The organism is Pseudomonas sp. Pseusp49, assembly GCF_059491875.1.
On the sequence record NZ_CP168514.1, the window covers coordinates 5,081,642 to 5,106,648 of the forward strand.

General features: G+C 52.7%; 19 protein-coding genes and 1 pseudogene. 3 read left to right on the forward strand and 17 right to left on the reverse strand.

The window, feature by feature from the left end:
* The first annotated feature begins 336 nt into the window (after positions 1–336).
* Positions 337–1,617, forward strand: coding sequence for a Wzz/FepE/Etk N-terminal domain-containing protein (locus ACEN83_RS22525; RefSeq protein ID WP_495578485.1), 1,281 nt, complete (start codon positions 337–339; stop codon positions 1,615–1,617).
* A 57-nt stretch (positions 1,618–1,674) separates the two neighbouring features.
* On the opposite strand, the gene ACEN83_RS22530 is transcribed toward ACEN83_RS22525, so the two are convergent.
* The 3 genes from ACEN83_RS22530 to ACEN83_RS22540 are packed head-to-tail and all read right to left on the reverse strand — an operon-like array spanning position 1,675 to position 6,159.
* On the reverse strand, positions 1,675–3,045 hold the full coding sequence (locus ACEN83_RS22530; protein ID WP_116580132.1) for a TolC family outer membrane protein: 1,371 nt from the start codon (positions 3,043–3,045) through the stop codon (positions 1,675–1,677).
* Between the two features lie 35 nt (positions 3,046–3,080).
* On the reverse strand, positions 3,081–4,403 hold the full coding sequence (locus ACEN83_RS22535; protein WP_116580042.1) for an HlyD family type I secretion periplasmic adaptor subunit: 1,323 nt from the start codon (positions 4,401–4,403) through the stop codon (positions 3,081–3,083).
* 13 nt (positions 4,404–4,416) lie between these two features.
* The gene (locus ACEN83_RS22540; RefSeq protein ID WP_495580905.1) at positions 4,417–6,159 is read right to left on the reverse strand and encodes a type I secretion system permease/ATPase; all 1,743 of its coding nucleotides are present in this window, start codon (positions 6,157–6,159) and stop codon (positions 4,417–4,419) included.
* Positions 6,160–6,449: 290 nt separating this feature from the next.
* Between ACEN83_RS22540 and ACEN83_RS22545 the strand changes: the two genes are divergently transcribed.
* Positions 6,450–8,219, forward strand: a complete 1,770-nt coding sequence (locus ACEN83_RS22545; protein WP_495578486.1) for a calcium-binding protein — start codon at positions 6,450–6,452, stop codon at positions 8,217–8,219.
* 84 nt (positions 8,220–8,303) lie between these two features.
* On the opposite strand, the gene ACEN83_RS22550 is transcribed toward ACEN83_RS22545, so the two are convergent.
* The 14 genes and pseudogenes from ACEN83_RS22550 to tviB form a co-directional block, all read right to left on the reverse strand.
* Complete coding sequence (locus ACEN83_RS22550) at positions 8,304–8,639, reverse strand: ComEA family DNA-binding protein (protein WP_218479665.1); 336 nt, start codon at positions 8,637–8,639, stop codon at positions 8,304–8,306.
* Positions 8,640–8,751: 112 nt separating this feature from the next.
* Complete coding sequence (locus ACEN83_RS22555; RefSeq protein ID WP_495578487.1) at positions 8,752–10,746, reverse strand: polysaccharide biosynthesis protein; 1,995 nt, start codon at positions 10,744–10,746, stop codon at positions 8,752–8,754.
* 103 nt (positions 10,747–10,849) lie between these two features.
* Positions 10,850–11,875 (reverse strand): MraY family glycosyltransferase, encoded by a 1,026-nt coding sequence (locus ACEN83_RS22560; RefSeq protein WP_495578488.1) that lies wholly within the window; start codon positions 11,873–11,875, stop codon positions 10,850–10,852.
* 64 nt (positions 11,876–11,939) lie between these two features.
* A pseudogene (locus ACEN83_RS22565) lies at positions 11,940–12,062 on the reverse strand (NAD-dependent dehydratase); the annotation flags it as partial.
* A 135-nt stretch (positions 12,063–12,197) separates the two neighbouring features.
* A complete protein-coding gene (wecB, locus tag ACEN83_RS22570) occupies positions 12,198–13,325 on the reverse strand; it encodes a non-hydrolyzing UDP-N-acetylglucosamine 2-epimerase (RefSeq protein ID WP_015093996.1) in 1,128 nt (375 codons plus the stop codon).
* Positions 13,318–14,328, reverse strand: coding sequence for a polysaccharide biosynthesis protein (locus ACEN83_RS22575; protein WP_495578489.1), 1,011 nt, complete (start codon positions 14,326–14,328; stop codon positions 13,318–13,320). The genes wecB and ACEN83_RS22575 overlap by 8 nt, the downstream gene beginning before the upstream one ends.
* A 33-nt stretch (positions 14,329–14,361) precedes the next feature.
* Positions 14,362–15,219 carry a dTDP-4-dehydrorhamnose reductase family protein gene (locus tag ACEN83_RS22580; RefSeq protein ID WP_495578490.1) on the reverse strand — a complete coding sequence of 286 codons (858 nt, stop codon included), beginning with the start codon at positions 15,217–15,219 and terminating at the stop codon, positions 14,362–14,364.
* Positions 15,216–16,460 carry a glycosyltransferase family 4 protein gene (locus tag ACEN83_RS22585; RefSeq protein WP_495578491.1) on the reverse strand — a complete coding sequence of 415 codons (1,245 nt, stop codon included), beginning with the start codon at positions 16,458–16,460 and terminating at the stop codon, positions 15,216–15,218. Before ACEN83_RS22585 ends, ACEN83_RS22580 begins: the two co-directional genes overlap by 4 nt.
* Positions 16,461–16,463: 3 nt before the next feature.
* Positions 16,464–17,600, reverse strand: coding sequence for a glycosyltransferase family 4 protein (locus tag ACEN83_RS22590; RefSeq protein ID WP_495578492.1), 1,137 nt, complete (start codon positions 17,598–17,600; stop codon positions 16,464–16,466).
* Between the two features lie 22 nt (positions 17,601–17,622).
* A complete protein-coding gene (asnB, locus tag ACEN83_RS22595; RefSeq protein WP_495578493.1) occupies positions 17,623–19,548 on the reverse strand; it encodes an asparagine synthase (glutamine-hydrolyzing) in 1,926 nt (641 codons plus the stop codon).
* 34 nt (positions 19,549–19,582) lie between these two features.
* On the reverse strand, positions 19,583–20,767 hold the full coding sequence (locus tag ACEN83_RS22600) for a hypothetical protein (protein WP_495578494.1): 1,185 nt from the start codon (positions 20,765–20,767) through the stop codon (positions 19,583–19,585).
* 141 nt (positions 20,768–20,908) lie between these two features.
* Positions 20,909–22,132: an MATE family efflux transporter gene (locus ACEN83_RS22605; RefSeq protein ID WP_495578495.1), complete on the reverse strand. Its 1,224-nt coding sequence runs from the start codon at positions 22,130–22,132 to the stop codon at positions 20,909–20,911.
* A 5-nt stretch (positions 22,133–22,137) separates the two neighbouring features.
* Positions 22,138–23,187: an NAD-dependent epimerase/dehydratase family protein gene (locus ACEN83_RS22610; RefSeq protein WP_495578496.1), complete on the reverse strand. Its 1,050-nt coding sequence runs from the start codon at positions 23,185–23,187 to the stop codon at positions 22,138–22,140.
* 65 nt (positions 23,188–23,252) lie between these two features.
* Positions 23,253–24,530: a Vi polysaccharide biosynthesis UDP-N-acetylglucosamine C-6 dehydrogenase TviB gene (tviB, locus tag ACEN83_RS22615; RefSeq protein WP_495578497.1), complete on the reverse strand. Its 1,278-nt coding sequence runs from the start codon at positions 24,528–24,530 to the stop codon at positions 23,253–23,255.
* A 209-nt stretch (positions 24,531–24,739) separates the two neighbouring features.
* Between tviB and ACEN83_RS22620 the strand changes: the two genes are divergently transcribed.
* Positions 24,740–24,967, forward strand: coding sequence for a hypothetical protein (locus ACEN83_RS22620; protein ID WP_495578498.1), 228 nt, complete (start codon positions 24,740–24,742; stop codon positions 24,965–24,967).
* The last annotated feature ends 40 nt before the right edge of the window (positions 24,968–25,007 follow it).

Sequence of the window (25,007 nt, forward strand, 5' to 3'; positions counted from 1 at the left end):
ATGAGAGTAGACCCTGAATGAACATGAAACCGCGCCGGCCCTGTGCGATGGAATGAATGGTATTGCGGGCTGACCGATCAATGGTGGGGGATGAACAACGCGCTTTAAGGGTACCTTGGGGACAGGGGGGGCATGAGTAGAACCAGTCCTTGAGCCATCGAAGCGATGCCAGACCGGCCTTGCATACGTATTTGCGACTGTTTCTCACCCTTGCTGTTTGGTTTCAAATGCAGGAAAATCCAAAAAAATTTAACCAGATGTAAAATTTTCAACCCTGGATGACGATATTTTCAAGAAACACTTTTGGAGCGTCTGTCCAAACTTTCAGAGCGCGTAATGAACATTCCAGTAAATACAATTAATACTCCCGGACACGATGTTGCTGAAGTAAAGGAGCTTATTGGTAGCCTCTGGAGCCAGCGGCCGATTATTTTACTATTTACTGCACTGACTGTTACCGCCGCCATTGCTTATGCTCTATTGGCAACTCCGGAATATGAAGTCGAAACGACTGTTCGACCTGTTCCAATGGCAGATCTTGACGAGTTAAATGAAGCCGGACTTTACAGAATCCAGCCAAATGAAGCGCTGAACAACATCGGCTCGGCCATGCAGTCTTATGATGTCCGCCTGAAGTTCTTCCAGGCCAACCCGCAATTCCTTGCACCCTTGCAGACACCAGGGCAATCCATTGAAGAAACATTTGAGAAGTTCAACGAAAAAGCATTTTCGCTTGAAAAAATCGATCCTAGAAAGAGCTCCAGCCTTACCGAAGCCGTTGGTCTTAGTCTCAGATACCCTCAGGGTGTAGATGGTGTAGGTATCTTGAAAGGTTTTACCGACTACGTCGTCAAAGTCGAAAAGGAAAAAGTCGCTGCAAACCTGAAAACACTGATTGCCAACCGCATCGAGAATGTAGAAAAAAAGCTGGAGTCAAAAAAATCTATCTATGAGGCGGAAAAAGACTCCAGAATCGCGCACTTGCTGGAAAAAGATCAATTAAAGAAACAAGTACTTCAAGACGAACTCAAAGCGCTGCGTCAACAACTGCAAAGCCGTCGCCAGAACCGCATCAAAGAGCTTGATGAAGCCATCGTCATCGCCAAGAAACTCGGCATCGTAAAACCCACGACGCCTTCGGCGCTGGGAGATGGAGAGCAGACACATCAGGGCAACATGATCCGCACCGAAGTCAACAATCAGAAAATACCGCTGTATTTCCTGGGACAGGCGGCACTGGAAGCGGAACGCGCCACCCTGGTAGCTCGTAATTCCGATGACTTCACCGAGCCGCGTATCGATGAAATTCAAAAAGAACTCAGCCTGCTGGCCACCAACCGCGAAGCGGCACTGCTCAAAGATCGGAATCATCCTGAACTGTTTCTCAAGGAGTTCGCGGATATCCGCGGAGAGTTGACTCACTTGAAACAAGTGGATGTAAACTTCGATCAGTTCAACCTGGTTCAAGTTGATAAAGATGCCACACCACCTCAAGCGCCGATAAAACCGAAGAAGGCCCTGATCGTTGGATTTGGTCTGATCTTTGGACTCATGCTCGGCGTGGGTGTCGCGATTCTTCGTCGCGCCCTGTTTTCACTGCAGACATCTCGTCGCTAAATGTCGAGTGCTGCGTTTGCTCTGCAAGCGCAGCCGACTTGGCTAACAGGCGACCACTTATTCGCGCAATGTCTCGGGTGAAGTGATCACCTGATCATTCCCGCTCAACCAGACATTGACGTTCTCGACACTTTCTTGCGACAACTTTCCGGCCCAGCGATTCAGAATAAAAAGGTTGGTTATAAAATCGTATTGGGTCTTGAGCAGATCGCGACGTGCCGTGAACTCATTCTGCACCGCCGTCAATACATCCACGGCATTAACCACGCCGTAGGTGAATGCCTTTTCCGCGGCTATGCGTGACTGCTCGGCCGAAGCCAGTGCATTGCGATTGGCACGAATCTTTTCCACGCTTGAATCTGCAGTCAAATACGCGTTAGTCGTTTCCTTGACCACCTGACGACGTGTCGCCACCAACTGCTGTTCCGCGGTGAGCTGATCCTGATACAACTGCCTGACCCGTGCGGACGTCGCACCACCGCTATAGATCGGAATCTGTACCCCAACACCCGCGACATAGCTGTCGGTCTGCGGCGCCAACGAATTGTTGTAACCCTCGTTCGTCTGCTGTGCGCTCAGGTTCAGATTGACCGTGGGATAGTGCCCGCCCTTACCAGCGCGCAGGGCAGCCTCCGCAGCCTCCTGCGCATTTTCACTGGCCTTGATCGCCGGATTGTCGGCGATCGCCAAATTCACCCAACTCTCCAGGCTTTCGGCGGACACCTTCAATTCGACGTCATTACGTACACGGCTCAGCTTCTCTTTGACCGGCCGTCCGATAATCTCCGACAACGCGACTCGGCTCAGACTGGACTGGTTCCGTGCATCGACTTCCTGGGCGGCCAGCGAATCGACTCGAGCCTGGAGATCCAGCAAATCGGTCACCATTGCCAACTGTTTGCTGTAGAGCGCACTGACCCTGTCGAGGTTTTTCTGGGTAGCCCTGCGCTCGGCCTGCACCAGTTCAAGTTCATCATCGGCAGCCAATGCAGCGAAGTAACGCTGCGCAAGATCCACCGTGGCCTCGGCCTGAGCCTCCTTAGATTCGGAGTCCGCCTGCTTTGCCAGGCTCTTGAAGTGCTGGTAGTTTTCCCAGGCAGCCTTGTTATACAAAGGCTGGGTCAACCCCACCGAATAATTGCGGCTGTTGTAGGCCTCGTCGATCTGAAGGTTGGTCTGTTTGATCCGGTTGAAACCGGCGTTAGCCGTCACCGAAGGCAACAGACTGCCAAATGCCTGGTTTTGCTGTTCGACCCCGGATTGAGCCTTGGAGTAGGAAGCGATCACCCGAGGGTCTTCCAGGCGTGACTCGCGATACAACTGCATCAAGTCAACCGAGTAGCTCTGTTTACTGACCGAAGCCGTTGGCGGTGTCGCAATAGAGGAGCGGGCGACCGGCGCTTCGGCGGCGTGGACAGGCAATGCCATCGAACCCAATACGAGGCAGGGAAACAGACGCACGATCACTCCTCGATCATCGACTGGGCGATAACGTTACGTGCCGGCTGCATCAGGTACTGCAGCATGGTGCGCTCTCCAGTGTTGATCAATACGTCTGCCGGCATGCCCGCCAACAGCTTGCGATCACCCAGCTTGCGCGCGCCTTCGCGGGTCACGCTGATCCGGGCAAGGTAATACGGCGCACTGGTCTTTTCGTTGATCAGGCGGTCGCCGGAAACACTGGTCACTCGACCTTCGATGACAGGAGTCGTGGCCGTGTTGAAGGCATTGAAACGAATATCCGCCAACTTGCCGACGGCGATTCGGTCGATGTCATTGGGTGAGACCTGCGCCTCGACCACCAGATCGGAAACCGATGGAACGATATCTAGCAAGGGCGTCGCGGGTCGCACGACGCCACCGATGGTGTGAACCGTCATGCCGATCACCATCCCGTCATCCGGAGCGCGGATAACCACTCTGCTCAGGCGATCCTCCAGCGCCGAGGCTTTTTCCTGCAAGTCATAGGCCTTGGTCTGGGTCTCTGCCAACTGCCTGGTAACGTCGGCGCTGAAGTCCTTGTCGATCTGCAGGATCTGCAACTGGGTTTCGTTGATCTGCAACCTGGTCTTGATGTTGGTCGAGCGGTGATCCGCCACTTCGGATTTGAGCAAATCCAGCTTGCGTGCCTGTTCGAGCATGCGCTGCTTGTCGACAAAACCCTGGGCCAGCAATTCTTTCAATTCGGCAATTTCGCCGCTATAGGATTCCTGCAAGCTGGTCTTGGTACCGATCATGGTGTCGGTTCCCTTGATTTGCTGATTCAACTGACCAATACGCTCTTGCAGGACCGATATTTGTCCAAGTCGCGAGCTGCGTCGTGCGTTGAACACCTGAATCTCGCCGTAACGCGATTCGGAACTGCGCTGATTGTCGGAATTGAGGTCATTGGGGAACGCGATCATCGGCAGGCCATCACGCTCGGCCAGTAAGCGCGCCTCCATTGCCCTGGCAGCGATCAACTGGCTGCGGGTCATTTCGTATTCGGAGCGCAGTTGAGCGTCGTCGAGCACGATGATGGGGTCGCCTTTTTTCACGACATCGCCATCATGGGCAAGCAGATCCTTGACGATGCCGCCCTCCAGATGCTGCACCGTCTTGCGATACGTTTGCACGGTGACGACACCCGGCGCGTAAGCCGCACCGTCGAGCGGAGCAAACGCCGCCCATCCGCCAAACAGCCCGAACGTCACGAATACAATGAGAAATCCTTTACGGCGTACGGATCTGTCGGACATTGGCAGATCTGCGAAAGTATCGGCAGGAGTAGTGAGCGTGCGGTTCATCGATAACTTCCTGTCAAACTTCGGTCGAAGCGACTTCTGTGCCTGCCCGTGCGGCAGGCTTTTGCTGGGCGGCCAATTGATTCGCGTTGAGTTGCGCCAGGACCTGATCCCGCGGGCCGTACAAACTGATCGTGCCGGCGTTCATCACTAGCAAGCGGTCAAGCTGGGCCAGAATCGAGGTCCGGTGGGCGATCACGAAAACCGTTGCCCCGGTGAGTTTTATCTGTTGCAGGGCCAACGCCAGCGCTCGTTCACCGACCTCGTCCAGGTGAGCGTTCGGCTCATCCAGCACGATAAGCCGCGGGCTGCCATAGATTGCCCGGGCCAACCCGATACGTTGCCGTTGCCCACCCGACAGATTGATGCCCCCCTCGCCGATGACCGTATCGTAGCCATCAGGCAGCATCAGAATCATTTCGTGGACACTCGCGGTCCTGGCCGCCAGCACGACTTTATCCGGGTCCACGACACCAAAACGCGCAATGTTGTCGCTGATAGTGCCCTCGAACAATTCAATGTCCTGCGGCAAATACCCGAGGTGTGGTCCCAATTGGCTTTTGTCCCAATTGGCAATATCGGCAGTATCCAGACGGACGACGCCGTGCTGTGGTTTCCATACGCCCACCAAGGCCTTGGCAAGCGTCGACTTGCCCGAGGCACTTGGCCCGACGACACCGATCATCGCGCCAGCCGGCGCGTTGAAACCGATGCCTTTGATGATCGCGGTCTTTGCTCCGGGAGCGCCCAGGGTGAGGTTCTCCACCGTCACATGACCGATTGGAGCGGGCAATGGCATACGCTCGGGTTCGGCTTTTAGCTGGTCGAGAATGCCGTTCAGTCGTGCGTATTGTGAACGGGCAGCAATGAATCCTTTCCAACTGCCGATCATCAAGTCCAGGGGGGCCAGGGCTCGTCCCAACAGCACTGAACCTGCGATTACCAGCCCGGGATTGATCTCATGGCTAACCGCCAGATAAGCCCCGAGGCCGAGAATCAGTGATTGAACAAGCAGACGGAAAGTCTTTGATATCGACGTGATGATCCCGCTGCGATCGCTGGCTCGGGATTGCAACTGCAGCACCTTCTTGTGGCTCAGACTCCAGCGTGACATGAGAGAGTCAAGCATGCCCATGGATTCGATCACTTCGGCATTGCGCAAATTCTTGTTGGTTTGCAGCGTCGCACCGATGCTCTCTTTATTGGCCTCCGCCAGAACCTTGCCCGTGGATTGCTCATTGATCCAGGCCAGCGCCAGCAGGATCAGCGCACAACCGATTGCCGTCCAGCCATACCAAGGGTGAAACAGAAACAGCACCGCGATATAGATGGGCAGCCACGGCGCATCGAAAAAAGCGAACAGGCCGTTCCCGGACATGAATTGGCGCAGCCCGGTCAGATCGCTGAGCGGCTGGGCCGACGCGTCCTGGCCAGCGCTGTCCAGGGCCCGTTTGAAACTGGCCCTGTAGATATCCCGGCCCAGCAACACGTCGAGCCTGGTGCTGACACGAACCATGATCCGCGAGCGTACCCACTCCAGCAGTCCCATCGTCACGAGCAGAAAGGTCAGAATGATGGTCAGCATGGCCAACGTCGTCAGGCTACCGCCCGTGACGACCCGCCCGTAGACCTGAAGCATGTAGAAGGTCGGGACCAACATCAGTGCGTTGATGAACAGGCTGAAAAAACCCACCGACATGAAACTGCTCCTGCAGAGCCTAAGGGCTTCCTGCAAGCTGTTTTCGGGTGTACTGCGTATCATCTGGGAACTGACAACCTGGCGTGTTGATCGGGGATTGCGGGGCGCGCGAGTGTATCACCTGAGCAACGTTCGCAGAATGAAATCGCCAGTATCCTGGCTTTGCGATGTAGTCGACGACCAGCGCTGGTCGTGACGCTCTGAAGCGTCATAATTCCGCTATAGTCAGTATGGGTTATTTAACGCGGCGGCCAAATGACTGTAATATATGTGAAATTATTGGCCTGCAACGCCGTTTATAGAACGATTCGGATATAGGGAGCGGCCACCCAATCATTGCGGAGTCAATTTTGACCAACTATTTTTCTTTACTCGCCAATATCGTCCGACAAGAAGCAGCTGCAACGGGCATGCTGCTCCAGGATGTCGCCCGAGAACTACTGTCCAACAATACAACTCACTCGGATGGCGCCTGGTGGGCACTCCACGGCAATGACCCTTACTATAGCGCCGAGCAAATTTATAAAACCGTCACAGGCGACCCGACTGCCGAACGCGCAGAACTTCTGTGCGGCAACATGGTTAACGTATTCAGCGGCCTCTGCGCGGAGCTTGGCCTGCAAAAACGCACCATCTGGACGTACTCAGACTCCCAGGGATTCTTCCAGGGACATACGTACCTTGAAATTTTCAATACCACAACCAACAAGTGGGAAATCCAGGACGCGGACTATAACGTCTATTACACCGACGTTCGCACGGGCGAACGTGTCGGTGTCAAAGACATGATGAACGCAGACGATACTGAAAATTTCATTCCTCATAATGCCAGTGTTTCCGGATGGTCGGACACCGGCGCAGAAGGCTTGCGCCTCGCCAATCTCTATGCAGCGCAAGTAATCACTACAGAGCATAAGCTCTATACCAGTAGCGACAGTCTGAGCGACACCTTGCTGGCCAGCATTGCCAACTCCCTTGGTGGAGTTTTTGACTATACGGTAGTAGCCGCTCCGGGCAATCCAGCCGTCACGCACTTTACAGATAGCAACGCAACCACCGAAAACTCACGAGCCACGATCACAGGGACCGCAGGCGCGGACTTCATTTCATATGACGGCAGTTCGATCAGCCCGGTGTTCGCCAATCTGATCGGAGGAGAGGGTAATGACACGCTTGCCCTACATTTTTCCGCTGGTCAACTTTATGGCAATGCGGGCAATGACGTCCTGATTGGCGGACAGCGAGCGGATCTCCTGGTCGGCGGTACAGGTGATGACTACATGTCCGGCGGAGCCGGTGCAGACCAGTATGCGTTTTCCAAGGGCGACGGCTTCAACGACGTCGTCGATAGTTTCGGCGTAGGAGCAGATCAACTCGTTTTCCTCGGCGTCAGCGGTGCCGGCGGTACAGGCCGCACACAAATTTCGCAAAGTGATTTCAACTTGCGGGTCGATCAGACAATAACCGATGACGGCGTCTATCTTCGTTATGACATCGATGGCGATGTACGTTTTGATGGAGGGATGTTGCTCGAAGGCCGTACGACTCTGCTCACCGCTAGCGACGCTACTTTTATTTTCAACGCTGACCCGCTCAAAGACTTCACCACCATTTCTGTCGCTAGCAATCCTGGTTACGGGTACGCCGAACAAATCTTCGGCGGCAGCTCGGCCGACAAGATCCTCTACACCGGCACCTCAGGCGCCATACTGGCTGGCAGTGTCAGCGGCGTAAACAGCGGCAATGACGTCATCCAGTCTCGTTCGGATGCAAATTGCTCGCTGAACGGTCACGATGGCAACGACGTAGTGATTGGAGGTAACGGAAGCGACTTCATCGTCGGCGGTACCGGTAACGACCTGTTGATCGGCGGAAACGGTCACGACTTCTTCACATTCACTGCGGGCTCGGGCTCAGACATTATCCAGGACTTCAAACAAGGTGAAGACACCCTGTATATCTACGGCTGGACGGCTTCTACCAAGGCTGTGACGCAAACGCTGCAAGACAACGGGCTGGTTGTGACTTTCGACACCGCCGGCGATGGCGCTCACGGTGGCAATATCACGCTACTTGGCCAGACGACCTTGCTGGGCGATACCGACATGTTGTTTGCCTGAGTTCGGGTGATCAGCCCATCGGGCATTAGTTTCTCCAAAGAAAAAGGCCGATCAATGATCGGCCTTTGTCGTTTCTATATCACCTCAGTTCACTTCGATCCTGTCGCGGTTTCGGTCCAGAATCGCTTTGCCGATGCCCGTCACTTCCAGTAACTCGTCAACGGACGCAAACGCACCGTTACTTTCACGATAAGCAACAATCGCCTTGGCTTTGGCCTCGCCCACTCCAGTCAACTCACGTTGCAGCGTAGGTGCATCAGCACTATTGAGATCGACTTTGCCTGGTTGCGCCTTGGCGGCGACATCCTGCACCAACGGCGCATTCTTGACCTCAGGGGCGTTGACAGGGGCGGCGATTGCCGTGAGAGAGGTGCTGACGAGAAGGGCAAAAACCAGAGAATGGAAACTGCTTGTACGCATTAGTGAAGCTCCATGCCGTTGTTTGAGAAAGCAGCTTTTCCGCAGCTGCTCTCCAAACTTAGGCCATGACATCGAGCTGTCAAAAATGTGTACGTTACCGGATATGAAACAATCAGGGTTCCAGGCGGCGCTGCTGGTAGATCCAGTCGACAATCTCACCGTCCGGGGTGTAGCCGCTGACGGTGTCGCGCAACAATTGACGGACGCGCGCATAGTCGTCCTGATCCACCGCAGCAAGCAACTCGGTCAGTTTGACCTTCAGCACATCCCAGGACAGGTGATCTTCGTTGGCCGTCATGATCATCGGATGCTGGGTGGCCGCCACGTTGTCACCAATCAGCAGCTCTTCGTAAAGCTTCTCACCCGGTCGTAGCCCGGTGAACTCGATAGCGATGTCGCCATGCAGGTTCTTTTCCGAACGCACGCTCAGGCCGGACAAATGGATCATCTTCTCTGCCAGCTCGACGATCCTCACGGGCTCACCCATGTCGAGGACAAAGACATCACCGCCCTGCCCCATGGAACCCGCCTGAATCACCAACTGCGCCGCTTCCGGGATGGTCATGAAGTATCGAGTGATCTTCGGATGCGTGACCGTCAGCGGGCCGCCCGACTTGATTTGCTTGTGAAACAACGGAATGACCGAACCCGACGACCCCAGGACGTTACCAAACCGCACCATCGTGAAGCGTGTTTTGTTCACGCGTGAAACATTGCTCGTATCGCCGAACAACACCGGAGCCAACTCACGGCTCAGCGCCTGCAACGTCAACTCCGCAAGGCGCTTGGTGCTGCCCATGACATTGGTAGGCCGCACGGCCTTGTCCGTCGAAATCAGGACGAAGTTGGCTACTCCTGCCTGAAGTGCGGCCTGGGCCGTATTCAGCGTGCCTATCACATTATTGAGTACGCCTTCGGCAATGTTGTGCTCGACCATGGGCACATGCTTATAGGCGGCGGCGTGATACACCGTGTCTACACGCCAGGTTTTCATGACATCCAGCAATTTGTCCGGGTTGCGAACCGACCCGAGAATCGGCAAGAGACGGATGGACAGCGACTCTCGAGCGACCCGCTGCTCCAGCTCAGACAGGATGGAGTAGAGATTGAACTCGCTGTGTTCAAACAGAATTAGCGTTGTCGGGCGCAGCGCCAGAATTTGCCGGCAAAGCTCGGAGCCAATTGACCCCCCGGCGCCCGTGACCAACACGGACTGCCCCGTGATGCAATGTTCGAGTAAATCAGCCTGGGCCGGGACTGCGTCACGCCCGAGCAGATCGGCAATGTCTACTTCCTGGATATCGTCGACCTTGACCCGGCCACTGGCCAGATCCATGAAACCCGGGACGCTTCGAACGTGCAGCGGAAAGCCTTCGAGAAACCCGAGAATCTCGCGACGGCGTCCACGGTTTGACGACGGAATAGCGAGGAGGATTTCCTGGGCACCGGTGTTATCGATCATCTGCTGGATGTGCTTGGGCTTGTACACCTGCAATCCGGAAATCACCCGGTCGGCGATCCCGCTATCGTCATCGATAAAGGCAACAGGTCGCATGACGCGCCCCATCCGCAAGGCTGCAACAAGTTGATTACCCGCTGCCCCTGCCCCGTAGATCGCCACTTTCGGCAGACCGTCATCCCGGCTGGTGAACGGGACGTGCTGGGCAGCGCTGAACCAGTCGCCCATAAAGTACTGACGCATGGCCAGGCGCAGACCGCCGATCATGATCAGGCTCAACCACCAGTAGTTGAAAATGATCGAGCGCGGAACGACGTTTTGATGATTGCTGTACCAGTACACCACGACGCCCAGTATCAGGGACGATAGTGTCACCGCCTTGATAATGGCAATGAGCGCGTCATTTCCAAAGTAGCGCATGACCGCACGGTACATGCCAAAGCGAACGAAAAGAGGAATGGAGATGACAGGTGCACTGACAAAAAGCCAGACGTGCTGAGTGAACGGGTTGACCAGCTCGTCCACACCAAGTCGCACGACAAAAGCCATCCACAGGGCAAACCAGACCAGCGAAATATCAGTCAGGACCTGCAGAATGCGTTTATGTCGTCTTGGCAGACTTAACAACTTTGCCCGAATCTTATCCATAACCCCTCTAAACACCTGTCGAAGCTCCTAGCATTGATACAGCAACTGCAGCTTTCGGTAACTCATTTACCGACAAAGCAATACTCAAAAACCAATGCGTTCATCACGCCTTGCCGGCAATTTCCAATTCGCCCGCGTGAAACTTGAAAGCCAGCAACACCAGAGGCACATAGGCCAGGACCACACCTGCCACGCCATCGATATATTGCATGACGACCAATATAGCCACTGGTACTAACCACAACAAATTGATCGCAGCAATTGTCAGCGTGACCACCCGATGGCTGCCATATTGCCGTGAAGCATACTGGTATCCATGGCTGCGATGGGCCTCATAGACCTTATCCCCACGCAATAGCCGACGAATGAGGGTAAAGGTGGCATCCACAATGAAGACGCCCAACAAAATGAGCCAGGCCCAGAGAAACAGCGGATTCGTCCATGCCGCATACAGCGACATCACCGCCAGCACTATGCCCAGAAAACCACTGCCGGCATCGCCCATGAAAATCTTCGCTGGCGGGAAATTCCAGGCCAGGAAACCCGATACGGCCATCGCCAGCACCAGCGGAGCAATCGCAAGGCTGGTGTGACCTGCGATCCAGTAGACCAGGCAAGCTCCGACACAGGCACAAATCGCCTCGACGCTGGCCAAGCCGTCAATACCATCCATGAAGTTGTAGAGGTTGAGCATCCAGACCAGATAGAACGCGCCGATGACATACCCGAACCAGCCGAGACTGAACTCGTAGCCGAACAGGTTGATCGGCGCCATCCCGCCAATCCAGATCAATGCCCAGATGGCACCCGCGAAATGCGCAAGCAGGCGCCAACGCGCGGCAATATGCCCATGATCGTCGAGAAACCCGATGATCGCGATCCAGCCGCCGGCCCCCAGCAGAGCCAGCGCCATCGGCCAGGCGACCGCATCCGTCCAGGCCAGGACTGGCAAGGCGATCAGAAAGCTCAGGACGATAGCCACACCACCACCCCGGGGGGTCGGGACCGAATGTGAGCTACGTGCATTAGGAATATCAATCAAGCTGCGTGCCAGCGCGTATTTGCGCAATACACCGGTGCCCAAGAATGAAACACCCACCACCAACGCCAACAACCATATCGTGTTCAAAGGTCAACTTCCTGAAACAGCCACAATCAATTCTGCAATTGAACCAGCACTGTCATAAGCCAGCTTAGCGCTGCCTTTCCTTGTAGTAGTTAGCAGCCGAGACAAGCGCCTCATCGACGCTGATCGGAGGAGTCCAGCCCAGCAATTCTCGAGTCTTGCTTATATTGACGTGCAACGAACCGCACAGTCAGGCAAGGCGTGCCCACGAATAGCTGCCACCGGTTCCAGATCGTCAGAGGCCGCAAAACGACCCAAAACCGCGCAATCTACGAAACCGTAGCACCAGTCAATAAAACACGCACTTTTCAAACCTGGACGACGCTCAGGATTTGGACCAGACAGTACGATTGATGTAGTCGGTATAACTCAACACGACCCGGACTACCTGCTTCGACACAGGACCTGCCTGGTAATCCCTCACGACCGGGATAACCCGCTGGCTGCGATCATGCTGGCTGGTCACGACACGTACGGCATCCAGCACGCCTTCCACTTTCAGACCGCTCATGATGAGAGTGCCTTCATCCATCCCTTCCGGACGCTCGTGCGCATTACGAATGGTAATGGCGGGCAGATTCAGAAGAGAAGCTTCTTCGGTGATGGTGCCGCTATCGGACAGCACGCAGAACGCCGACATCTGCAACTTGATGTAGTCGAGTAGACCGAATGGCTTCGAGAAGCGAATCAATGGGTGATCGAGGGATTCACCAATCGCTTCCAGACGCTTGCGGGTACGAGGATGCGTGGAAACGATAATCGGGTACTGGTACTTGTCGGCCAGGGCTCGCAGCGTCTTGAGCAAGTCGCGAAGGTTTTCCGGCGTATCGACGTTCTCCTCTCGGTGAGCGCTGATGATGAAGAACTTGTCCTGCTCCAGGCCTTCTCGCGCCAACACGTCGGATGTGAGGATTTTCGGCATGTAATAGTCGAGTACCTCCTCCATGTGCGATCCGGTCTTGATGATCGTTTCTGGACGAATCCCTTCAGCAATCAGGTAACGCCGGGCATGCTCGGTCAGGACCATGTTGATATCGCTGAGGTGATCGAGCACCTTGCGATTCAGTTCTTCAGGCACGCGCTGATCAAAGCAGCGGTTGCCGGCTTCCATATGGAACACCGGAATCTTGCGGCGCTTGGCGGCAATGACGGCCAGACAGGTATTGGTATCGCCGTAGAGCAAAAGCGCATCAGGCTTCTCGGCCTCAAATACTTCATCCGCCTTGGAAATCACTTCGGCGATGGTCTTGGCTGCGGTATCGCCTGCCGCACCCAAGAAGTAATCAGGCTTGCGAATTTCAAGGTCATCGAAAAAAACCTGGTTCAATTCGAAGTCATAGTTTTGACCCGAGTGAACCAACACATGATTAACCTGCTTATCAAGCTCGGCAATGACGCGGCTCATCTTGATAAGTTCTGGTCGCGTACCGACCAGCGTCATGACCTTAAGCATCAAGTTGCTCCTGAATGTATTCCAGGTTCAAAAGAAGTTTCTTCACGCCTTCAACATCCAGACGCTCAGTATTGTGCGAGGTGTAATCGTCCAGATCGGAAATTTCCTGCTCGCCTTCAACAAAGAACTTCTTGTAGTTCAGATCACGATTGTCCGAAGGAATGCGGTAGTAACGCCCCATGTCTTGGGCTTTGGCCATTTCTTCGCGAGAGATCAGCGACTCGTAAAGTTTTTCGCCATGACGGGTGCCAATGACCTTGACGGTATTGTCGCGGGCAAAGAGCTCCTTGAGCGCTTGCGCCAGATCCGCCACTGTCGAGGCAGGTGCTTTCTGGACGAAAATATCACCTTGCTCGGCGTGTTCGAATGCGTGCAGAACCAGGTCGACAGAATCCTCGAGCGACATCAGGAAACGCGTCATGTTCGGGTCGGTAACAGTCAGCGGCTCGCCGCTCTGCAGCTGGTTGATGAACAACGGGATCACCGAACCGCGCGAAGCCATGACATTACCGTAACGGGTTGCGCAGATCACCGGGCCTTTAGCCGGGATCATCCGCGACTTGGCAACCATCAGCTTCTCAGCCATGGCCTTGGAAATACCCATGGCATTAATCGGATAGACAGCCTTGTCGGTACTCAGTACAACGACACGCTGCACACCCGAAGCAATGGCCGCATTCAAAACGTTTTCGGTACCCATGACGTTGGTACGCACGGCTTCCATCGGGTAAAACTCGCAGGAAGGTACCTGTTTCAGGGCCGCGGCGTGGAAAATGTAATCCACACCCACCATGGCCTGATCAAGGCTATCGCGATCACGTACGTCACCGATGTAGAACTTCACTTTGTCATTGGACAAAGCAATGCGCATGTCTTCCTGCTTTTTCTCGTCACGGCTGAATACGCGAATCTCTTTTACGTCGGTATCCAGAAAACGCTTCAACACCGTATGGCCAAACGAGCCCGTACCGCCCGTGATCATCAAAACCTTATTATCAAACATATCTACCTACCCAAACCTGATTGAATTTAATGATCAACGCAACGAGCGCATCGATTTAACCAATTCCAACCATGAAGGTGGAACGTAACCGGTTGCAGCCTGAAACTTCGAGGAGTCCAGTGACCGATCTATGGAAACTTGACTGTCCGCGATGATATCGATTTCCTTTTCGTAAACTTCCGCTACCAGCTTCAGAAGAGACAACTTGTCAATCGGAGCCACCGATACATGGTAAAGGCCATGAAGCTCCGGATTCGGTATTACATAGTCGCGAATGACACGTGCCAGCTCCACGGTAGGCAACCCCGAAAAAATGGCCTTTTCATAGCCTTTAACGGCGCCATTCTGGGAAAGAAACCAGTCCACCAGCGAATACTGGCTTCCCAATTCGTGACCAATGATGGAGGTCCGCAGGGTGATCGCATTCGATTCGGCATGAAGCTCGCCAATATACTTCGACTTACCGTAGAGATCTTCCGCGTCGGAGATATCCTCTTCGGTGTACGACCCCTTGCGACCGGAGAACACACAATCGGTGCTGATGTGAATCAGGCGTGCCCCGAACAGCGCGCACAGCTTGGCAATGCGGTGCGGCAACATCGCATTGATAGGCAGAGCCGACAGAGGATCCTTGGCATCGGCCAACTGCTTGATCAATCCGACGCAGTTGATGACCACATCCGGCTTGACCCGTGCCAGCACCGAAACCAGGGAATCATGGTCAAGCACGTCAACGTTACTGATCAACGAACCGTGGGTATCTTCAGAGAAGTATTTGGCGCCATTCGGGTTGCGCAATGTGCCCCACACCTCAAGGTGCGGGTTTCCGTGGAATTGCCTGAACACCGTGCTACCCAGCATTCCGGTGATCCCTAACACAAGAACCTTCATTTTGACCTACCTTTCAATTCGTTAATCCTGCTGTAGAGAATCTCGACCAGGCGCTGGCTTTGCCGCTCCATTTCGAAATGCTCGAGGTAGTACGCTCGCCCTGACTGCCCCAACGATTCCCTTTGTTCCAGAGTCATGCGGAAAAGTTGTTCAATGCTGTTCGCCATGCCTTCGGCGTCCTGCGCCGGACTCGTCAGACCAGCCCCGGCCTCCTGAACGATGCGAGCGCCCTCGCCATCCAGTGCAGCAATGATGGGCCTCCCTGCTGCCAGGTAAGCCTGGACTTTACTGGGGATGGTATAGGAGAACGCCTCATTCTGCTTCAACGTCACTAACAAACCCGCTGCCCGACTGAAAAAATGCGGCATTTCGCTCGCCGGGAATCGTCCGGCAAGGATGAGGTTGTCCAATGCTCGTGATTGCTTCTGACTTTCGATCCAGCTCAACATGCTGCCGCTGCCGACCAGAACAATTTTAAGGCCGGGTAAACCGCGAAGCTTGTCCGCTACCTCAACGAGGGTTTCAACCGACTGGGCAGTCCCCAGGTTTCCGGCGAAAACGAGGCAGAAATGATTCTCGAGCTCTGCAAGCAAGGGCGCAGGAATCCGGGTTTGCTCAGTGCTTGGAGGCACGTCCTGATAGGAGTTTGGGTAATACACAATTTTACCCGGGTCAGCATAGCGGGAAACCGGCTCACGAAATGCTCGCGACTGAACCAGAAGCGTATCGGTGAACGCGTAAATGCCTCTCACCATCCAGCCGGCGAGACGCAGCGCTGTTTTGTTCTTGATGAATCCCGTTGCACTCAGGCTCTCCGGCCACAGATCTTGAACCCATACAGCCAGATGGCTCTTGAGCTTCCATTTCAGATAAATGGCTGGGATGGCCGCCGTAATAGGAGACATTGCAAATACAAAGATCGCATCGAAATTTTCGCCTTTGACTGCACGCGGGTAGTATCTCAGCCCATTCACAACGAAAGACAAATAATTCAACAGCAGGTTTTTTGCGCCCGATGAACCACGCGGCCTGAGCGGTGCGCGACAAACCCTGACCGAAGAGTCGTAGATTTCTTCCTGGTATCCAGTAGCACTGTAACCGTCGAATACAACTCCCTCCGGATAGTTTGGTTTCCCGGTGAGAACCTTTACGACGTGCCCCTGAGCAGTTAAATTCCTGACCAGATCATTAATAATAAAAAATTCCGGCCAAAAATATTGCGACACCACAAGAATCTTCATCTTTCAAACACTTCCCTTTGCGCGCCCGGCCAAAGCCAGCAACTCGAACCACGTTTTTCTCGAGGTGTTTTCCCAGTCAAACTTTTCACTTTGCGCTACTGCCGCTGTGGACAATCTCTTCAAAACATCTGGACTCGTTAACGCCTCGGAGAGAACGTCTTTTATGTTTTTTGAATCAAACGGCGAAAAATAAAGTGCAGCCTCTGCTCCAAACTCCGGCATTGGCATTACATTGGAACAGATCATTGGCCTACCGGAAGCCAGAGCCTCAAGAAGAATATTCGGACAGTTCTCACAGGACGAAGCAAAGAGATTCAGATAGGCGTGATGATACAGAGGAGGAAGGCTCTGATAAGGAATAGCGCCCAATAACAGCACCTGACTTTCCAGCCCAAGTGTAGAAATCAGCGCTTTTACGCGCTCGGCCTCTGGCAGATGTGTTTCACCCACGAAAATCAGCGGAAACCTTTGACGAAGCTCCTGAGGGAGGTTCGCGTAGGCACTGACAACCTCATAATGATGTTTGTAAACATCAAATCTCGACACATATAAAATGTAATCACCCGCCGGAAGAAAATCAGGGCGAACGGGGCTGTCGCTGTGAGTTCGAAACACCGAACCAATACCATGGGGGATAGTGACGGCATTTTTCACCTTGGTCAGCGACTCGATTACACTCCGTGCGTAATTAGAGATGAAGATTGTCAAATCAGCTTCCGACATGCTCTTGAGCATGATGCGGTTCAACAACCAGTTCCTCAGGCGCTGTAACCCCAACGGGATACTTTTGCGTACGCGCAGATCAAACGGGATCATGTTCCGAAACATCGTCGCAACCTTGCAGCCTGCAGGCGCACGAGTGCCGACTACCCCACCGGGGCAAAACAGTACGTCGGCTTTTTCCGCCTTCAAGATACCGGGCAGCACCAGTTTTTCCCAGAACGCCCTGAGAATCGGGTTTTCTGTGGGCCAGGCCGGTTCGACCCGACGGATCCTGGGATGATCCGGCAGCTTCAGTGAAGCCGGGGCGAAGACAACAATCTCAAGATCTTCGTTGACGGGAACAAATTGAAAAAGATTGATCAGGTATGTCTGACCTCCGCCAAGTCGGGCAGAGAGCGCGTTGAAAACTATCTTCATTGAACACCTTTGCTCAATATAATTAACGACTATTTTTATCAAGCCAAGACTGGAACATTAGAATATTCCACAAATGAAGACTGCGATCGTAGGTTCCGTTTTGATGCTGGACCCATGCCGAACGAATTTTCTGACAATTAAAATAACCCTCTCTCTTGATTCGCTCTTCCGTCAACAATTCTTCCGCCCATTCTCTGAGCGGCCCACGCAGCCATTGCGCCAGGGGAATGGAGAAGCCCGCCTTCGGCCTATCAAAGAATGAATTGGGTACATAGCGTTTCAGCAACTCACGAAGCGGCCATTTCCCAACACCATTTTTGATCAATTGGTCTGAAGACAAGGAAAACGCCAGTTCCGCAACTCGATGATCGAGCAATGGCGCGCGGGTTTCGAGGCTCGCGCTCATGGCGCCGCGATCTACTTTAACCAGCAAATCGTCAGGCAAATATTGGGACACGTCCCACCGACGCATTTCCTCAATATAATCGTCCGCCGATTCCCAGCAAACAACGCCCTGACCTTGACCGCCAACTCCCAGCACGACGTTGTCATCAGGCTGCCACTGCGACATCAAACCGGTGTACATCTGTGCCAGACTCTCGGACGCCAACAACTCGGACATTCTGTAGATACGGCGACCATTCACTTTTGCTCGTACCGTACCCGGTAAAATAGAGCAGACGTTGTCCCACCCTTTTGAGGAAAGTGACCGAAGTGAGTAAGCCATGACACGGCGTGCAGGCAATGGAAGCTTTTCTATACGCGCCCATAAGCCGGCAGTGATCTGGTAGCGGGGATACCCGGCAAAAAGCTCATCACCGCCGTCCCCGGACAGCGCAACAGATACATGTTGCTTGGTCATCCTGGAAACCAGGATTGTAGGTATCTGCGAGGAGTCGGCGAAAGGCTCGTCGTAAATTTCCGGCAAATGCGGAATGATCGAAACGGCGTCGTCCGCACCTAGATAAAATTCAGTGTGATTCGTCCCCAAGTGCTTGGCGATCGCCTTCGCATAAGGGGCTTCATCAAACTCAGGCTCGTTGAAGCCGATGGTGTAAGTGTTGATACTTGAACTACTTTGCGACTGCATCAACGAAACAATCAGGCTTGAGTCCACCCCACCGGACAGGAACGCACCGAGTGGAACATCCGCAATCATCTGCGACTTCACCGCAGCCGACAACCTTTCACCGACAACGTCCACCACTTCTTTATCACTAGCCTGCGACAACTCATCCCTTAATGCACTGGATTGCGCCAGCGACCAGTAAGAAACAGGTGTCTGCCGGGAAGAAAAAGAGTCCATCGTAAGATAATGGGCTGGCGCCAGTTTCTTGATACCTTCGTAGATAGACTCAGGGGCTGGAACATAGCCAAATCTGACGAACTTCGCCAGTGCATGACGATCAATGCGCAGATCATCAGTAAAGGCCGCCTTGATTGCCTTCAATTCGGAGGAGAAAACAAACCGGTTACCGACAATACCGTAATACAGGGGTTTTTCCCCCATACGATCCCGGGCTAACGTAATTGTCTTGCTGACTTTGTCCCAGACAGCGAATGCAAACATGCCGACCAGATTTTCGAGCGTAGTTTGTACACCCCACGCCTCGATCGCGGCCAGCAGTACTTCCGTGTCAGAGTGACCACGCCAGATACGTGTCAAACCGGAGTCAATCAGTTTTTGTCGCAACTCATTGAAATTATAGATTTCACCATTGAACACAATAACGAAACGCTCGTTATCGGACACCATTGGCTGACTTCCGTGTACCGACAACTCCAGAATAGAAAGCCGCCGATGGCCCAGCGAAACTCCACTATCGGCATCTGACCAAACTGCTCCGTCATCGGGCCCGCGATGTATCAGCGCATCCACCATTTTGCCAACGGCAAAGGCGCTCTGCTGATCCAACTTCCACCCGACAACTCCCGCAATTCCGCACATACCTACGCTCTCACTCCAGTGAAAATATTTAAACTCACTTCAAAACCCGGACGAGTTTCATCGCGAAGAATAATCCAAATGACAATACATAAAAAACCATCGCATTCAGCAAGCTTATTTCACCATACCAAACCCAGTGCATAACCGATGCAGCACAAAGCATATACAGAAAAAGCTGCAAGAAGTCTTCTTCGCGCCAGCGCGAATCGACAAAACGCAAGAAACAGACGCTGATGAACCCATTGAAGAATACACCAAACAAGCCGAAGTTTTCGAACGCCACACCAGCGGCATGGATCCCGCCCATCCCGGTAATGAAGTACCAGTAGGCCGGGTTATCCACCGTAATGGGCTTCACTACACCGAAAGCCGTATAGATAGGAGAAGGTGCCAGCGAAAGAAACATATCGAGATAGGTCTGACCGTACCGCAGGTGCTCCCCATCCCAGAAGCCTGTCAACTGCTGGACGAGCGGCAGGATGATTGCATTCCAGGAATTGAACAAAAAGAATTGTTCAATATTATCCGTAGTTAAATCAACGTCCATGCGCACCATTGAAACGATAACGCCACTGCTCAGAACTACCAGCATAAAAGCCGCAACACACAACAATGTTTTGAATTTGATGAGATGGCTGTAGCGAAACATCAAACCCAGCACATAGGCGACTACCAACACAACAAAATCCCGATCTCCGGTCATCGCGTTGGCAACGGAATAAGTCATCACCAGCAGCGCCGACAAGGTAAGCATGTACCATGATGGATAGGCAAACGCCAATGCAGTAACCGCAATGATAGAAAAAACCACCACAGCCTCAACACCCGCAAACATCTCGAGCATCGCTTCCACATTTATCAGTCTGAACAAAACAAAGAAGACCGAGACTGAAAGAAACACCAGTCCTGCCAACTTGAAGTCGATTGGCGAGAAAAAAGCATTGCGGCGCGAGGAAGAATTTTCGGCAGGCACCAAAAGGCCCAACAGGTAGGCAGTCAGCCCGCCCGCGACGCCTAGAAACCAGACAAGCGAAAGTCTGAATACGAACTGCTCATCAAGGTAAAAACTATAGTCTCCGATCGGCCAAAGCGTAACGGTCTCGCTCCACAGACTGCTTACCAGCCCAAGGAAGGGCACCGAATAGCAGACTGCGTACAACGCAACCAGATATTTTTTGGATATCAGGCACAAAATGATTTGAACGATCAAAATCAGCATGCATGTCGAAACCAGTAATATAACCATGAACCCAACTCAAAAAATTAAAGCAACAGAACCGACCACCAGGTCCAACACTGGCCCCAACATCACTTACCGTCATGCGCATAGCGTGAGCATGTCTCAAATCGAATATATTTTTCATTGCAGCAACTTACGTCCACCCAAGGACGCAAGCACTACAATTTGTGCAGCCAGGGCCAGTATGAATGACCTGAAAAGATCAATCGCCAACATATCGCCCTTCATACCCGTAAAAACCGTCGACGACAGATAGACGATCGCATAAACGCAACTAGCCAGAAAAACAACCTTGGTCAGGTTTTTGCTGTGCAGGATCTGAGTAATGATAGTAGTCACAAGGCCAAGCCCTCCCGCCAACACTGCATAAGCCAGAAGGTCGGTTTTACTGCACAAATTACTACCCAGAATACATAACCAGTAACTCTGCGTCAGAACCATGAACAAAGGCAAACAAATCGAAACTGCAGCACCAAGCATCAAATACAACTTGCTGGAATTTTTGCCGTGGCCGGCCAGTTTGACGATGGCATATGAAGCAAGCGAACTCGGAAGAACCGTGACCAGAATATAAAAAAGAAAAAAGAGGTTGAAATAGCCCACTTCAGAAACATTCAAACTTGAATTTGCAAATATCATCAGACAAATGATATGAACAGGTGCCCCCAGAAGCATGCTTCCAGCGATGGCAGGCGCACCAGAACGGAAGAGCAGAGTTGCCATCTTTGCAAAGGAGAAGTACTCACGCCCTCCCCCGTTTTCATGGCTGAACCTGCTCGCCTTTATCATAAAAAAACCGAACGCAGGAGCGATCAACGTGCAGAGTGCAAGTGTCAAAATGACACCCTCTATACGCCCTTCAACCTTCGCGATAGCCAGCACCAGGAGCAATCCGAGCAGACCATGAGCGGCCAACGCAGCCACCCACCTTCCAGAGGTGTTAAGCGAGAACATCAGTCCGGTTATGGTCAAATTGCAAACACAGGCAAACCCGAGGAAAAACGCGCCGACCATCAAGTAGCCAGCACTCAGCTCATAGGAGGACGCGGGGGCCGGGAACACTGAGAAAACAATGACACAGAGGGCACCCACAACGATGCCGCCCCATGCCATGAGACTCAAGGAAGTCCTGTAGTTTACATTTTCGGCATTCATTACCGCATAGCGACTTAGCGCCACACTCAAGCACTCACCCACCACAGTCGCGATGCCTGTTACGATCGCGTAGTGGTAAGAGAATACGCCGTACAACTCAACCCCTAACATTCGGGCCAAGCTGAACAGCAAAACAAACATGCAAAGTTTGTTTGCCAAAACTGTAATAGCACAGATCTCTTTAATCACAAGAGTTAACTTCTTGCGAAGAACGAAACGTACCAGTCAGCTGCTTTCAACATACCTTCGCCAACATTGAAGAGAGGTTGATAGCCCAGCAGATTCTTTGCCTTGTCAATATTGGCTTGCGAATGCCTTACATCACCGGCACGGAAATCCCGATACACCATTTCAGACGTAGTTGTGACATCAACATTGGACAAAGCACCCTTGATACAAGCAAAGACCTGATTCAATGTCGTGCGGTCTCCAACGGCGACGTTATAAACATTATTTTTTGCTTCAGGACTCGCACAGGCAGCCAGAATATTGGCCTGGACCGCATTCTCTACAAAGCAGAAATCGCGACTCGTTTCCCCATCACCATTAACGAAAACCTCCTCGTTGTTGATCATGGCCGCAGTCCACTTGGGAATAACTGCTGCATAGGCGCCATTTGGATCCTGACGCTTGCCGAACACGTTGAAGTAACGAAGACCAATGGTTTTGAAACCGTAGGTACTGGAAAAAACTTCAGCGTACAGTTCGTTTACATATTTCGTGACGGCATAAGGAGAAAGCGGTTTTCCGATAACATCCTCAACTTTAGGCAGTCCCGGGTGATCGCCATACGTAGAGCTGGAGGCTGCGTAAGTAAAACTCTTCACCTGCGCGTCTTTCGCCGCGACCAGCATATTCAGAAAGCCATCAATATTGGTGCTGTTCGTGGTAATTGGATCATTGATGGAACGAGGGACGGACCCAAGCGCCGCCTGATGCAGTACGTAGTCCACCGGGATACCAGTGGTCGCATCAAAAGTCATCGCCCTTCTGCAGTCTTCAATATTTCTGATATCGCCGGTCACCAGTACGAATCGCGCCCATTGCTCCGGGCTCACTACCGACTGCACTTCGTCGAGATTACGTTGATGCCCGGTCGCAAAGTTATCGAGCCCAACAACCCGCTGATCCAACTGCAGCAGCGTCTCCAATAGATTGGAGCCGATAAATCCGGCGACACCTGTGATCAACCAAACCTTGGGAGACTGTTGAATTTCAGCTTTGACTTTCTCGAAACGGATCATGTAATTCTCGACTTGGCATTTTTATGTCAGTGATAACGAATCAGGGTCCTCACAGACCCTGAGGATCACAGACGCAGATCTGACTGAGAGGCATCCAGCAGATACTTGAGGTCATAGAGAACGTGTTCGGCTTTACCCAGGCTCCGGATGCTCTCAGCGCCCATCGCGGAAAACTCGTTATGTGCCACAGCCAGAATAATACCGTCGTAGGAATTGACCTCTGGTTGACTGATAGGAGTAATCGAGTACTCATGAACTGCTTCAGCCGCATCTACCCACGGGTCGTACACATCAACAACAATATTGAATTCAGCGAGTTCATTTACGATGTCGATGATTTTGGTGTTGCGCAGATCAGGGCAGTTTTCTTTAAACGTCAACCCCATAATCAGCACTCGTGCACCATCAACATGAATTTTGCGCTTGAGCATTGCCTTGACTAGTTGAGAGACGACGTAGGCACCCATACTGTCGTTCAAACGGCGACCGGCCAGAATGATTTCAGGGTGGTAACCAATAGACTGAGCCTTGTGCGTCAGGTAGTAAGGATCTACACCGATGCAATGCCCGCCTACCAGACCCGGACGAAATGGCAAGAAGTTCCACTTCGTCCCGGCGGCCTCCAAAACGGCCTCGGTATCAATACCCATTTTATTGAAAATCAATGCCAACTCATTGATCAGCGCAATATTCAAATCGCGCTGTGTATTTTCAATAACTTTTGCAGCTTCGGCAACTTTGATGCTCTTGGCCTTGTGAGTGCCAGCAATAATGATCGTGTTATACAGCGCATCGACAAGATCGGCGACTTCTGGAGTTGAACCCGCTGTAACTTTTTTAATATTAGTTACGCGATGCTCTTTATCGCCCGGGTTTATGCGCTCCGGACTATAGCCTGCAAAAAAATCAACATTGAATTCGAGACCGGATACTTTTTCCAATACCGGAACACAGTCTTCCTCGGTAGCGCCAGGATAGACCGTTGATTCATAAATAACGATATCGCCTTTCTTCAGAACACGACCAATGGACTCGCTCGCTTTAACCAAGGGCGTCAAGTCCGGTCTCTTGTGTTCATCGATCGGCGTAGGCACGGTAACAATAAATACGTTGCAGGCAGACAACTCATCCAGCGCGGAGCTAAAGCTTAATCCTGATGCGGACTGCAACTCTTCATCAGACACCTCGAGAGTAGCGTCATGACCGGCTTTCAGCGCTTCAATTCGTCGCTGGCTGATATCAAAACCAACCACTTGCATTTTTTTGCCAAACTCAACCGCCAGCGGCAAGCCCACATAACCGAGACCCACTATGGCCAACTTTACATCTTCGAGTTTAAGCATTGTTTTCCCTTGCCATTCATCAATATTAAGTCGATCGTTAAACCACTTCACATCTCGCGCGTCAGAAACGTACGGCATAGCTGCGCAAACTGGAAATTATACCGAAAGCTCCGCAGGGAACCACAATCATTTTCAGCAGCCCGGGAAAGAATATCCCCCCCTTGGCGTAACTGCGAGGAGCAGCACGCCGTCCGGGATAATAGCCACCAATGAAACGACTGGAAACTGCCGACGATCAATCCGCGACCATCGCTGCATATCACACCGCGGAGCAAAGCTCGACCCCACCCATCGAAAAAAACGCTGAGCCGGGCGAATACGAGCCAAGAAACATATCACGCCTGATTTCGTCGAATCCGGACAGACAGGCAAATCGAAAATCGATCCACCTGGCACTGCCCGCCAGGAAACAGGACCCAGCTTCGCTCGAGGGCTAAATTAATGCCCTATCGCTCGGCGACAGGGCACTGAAATATC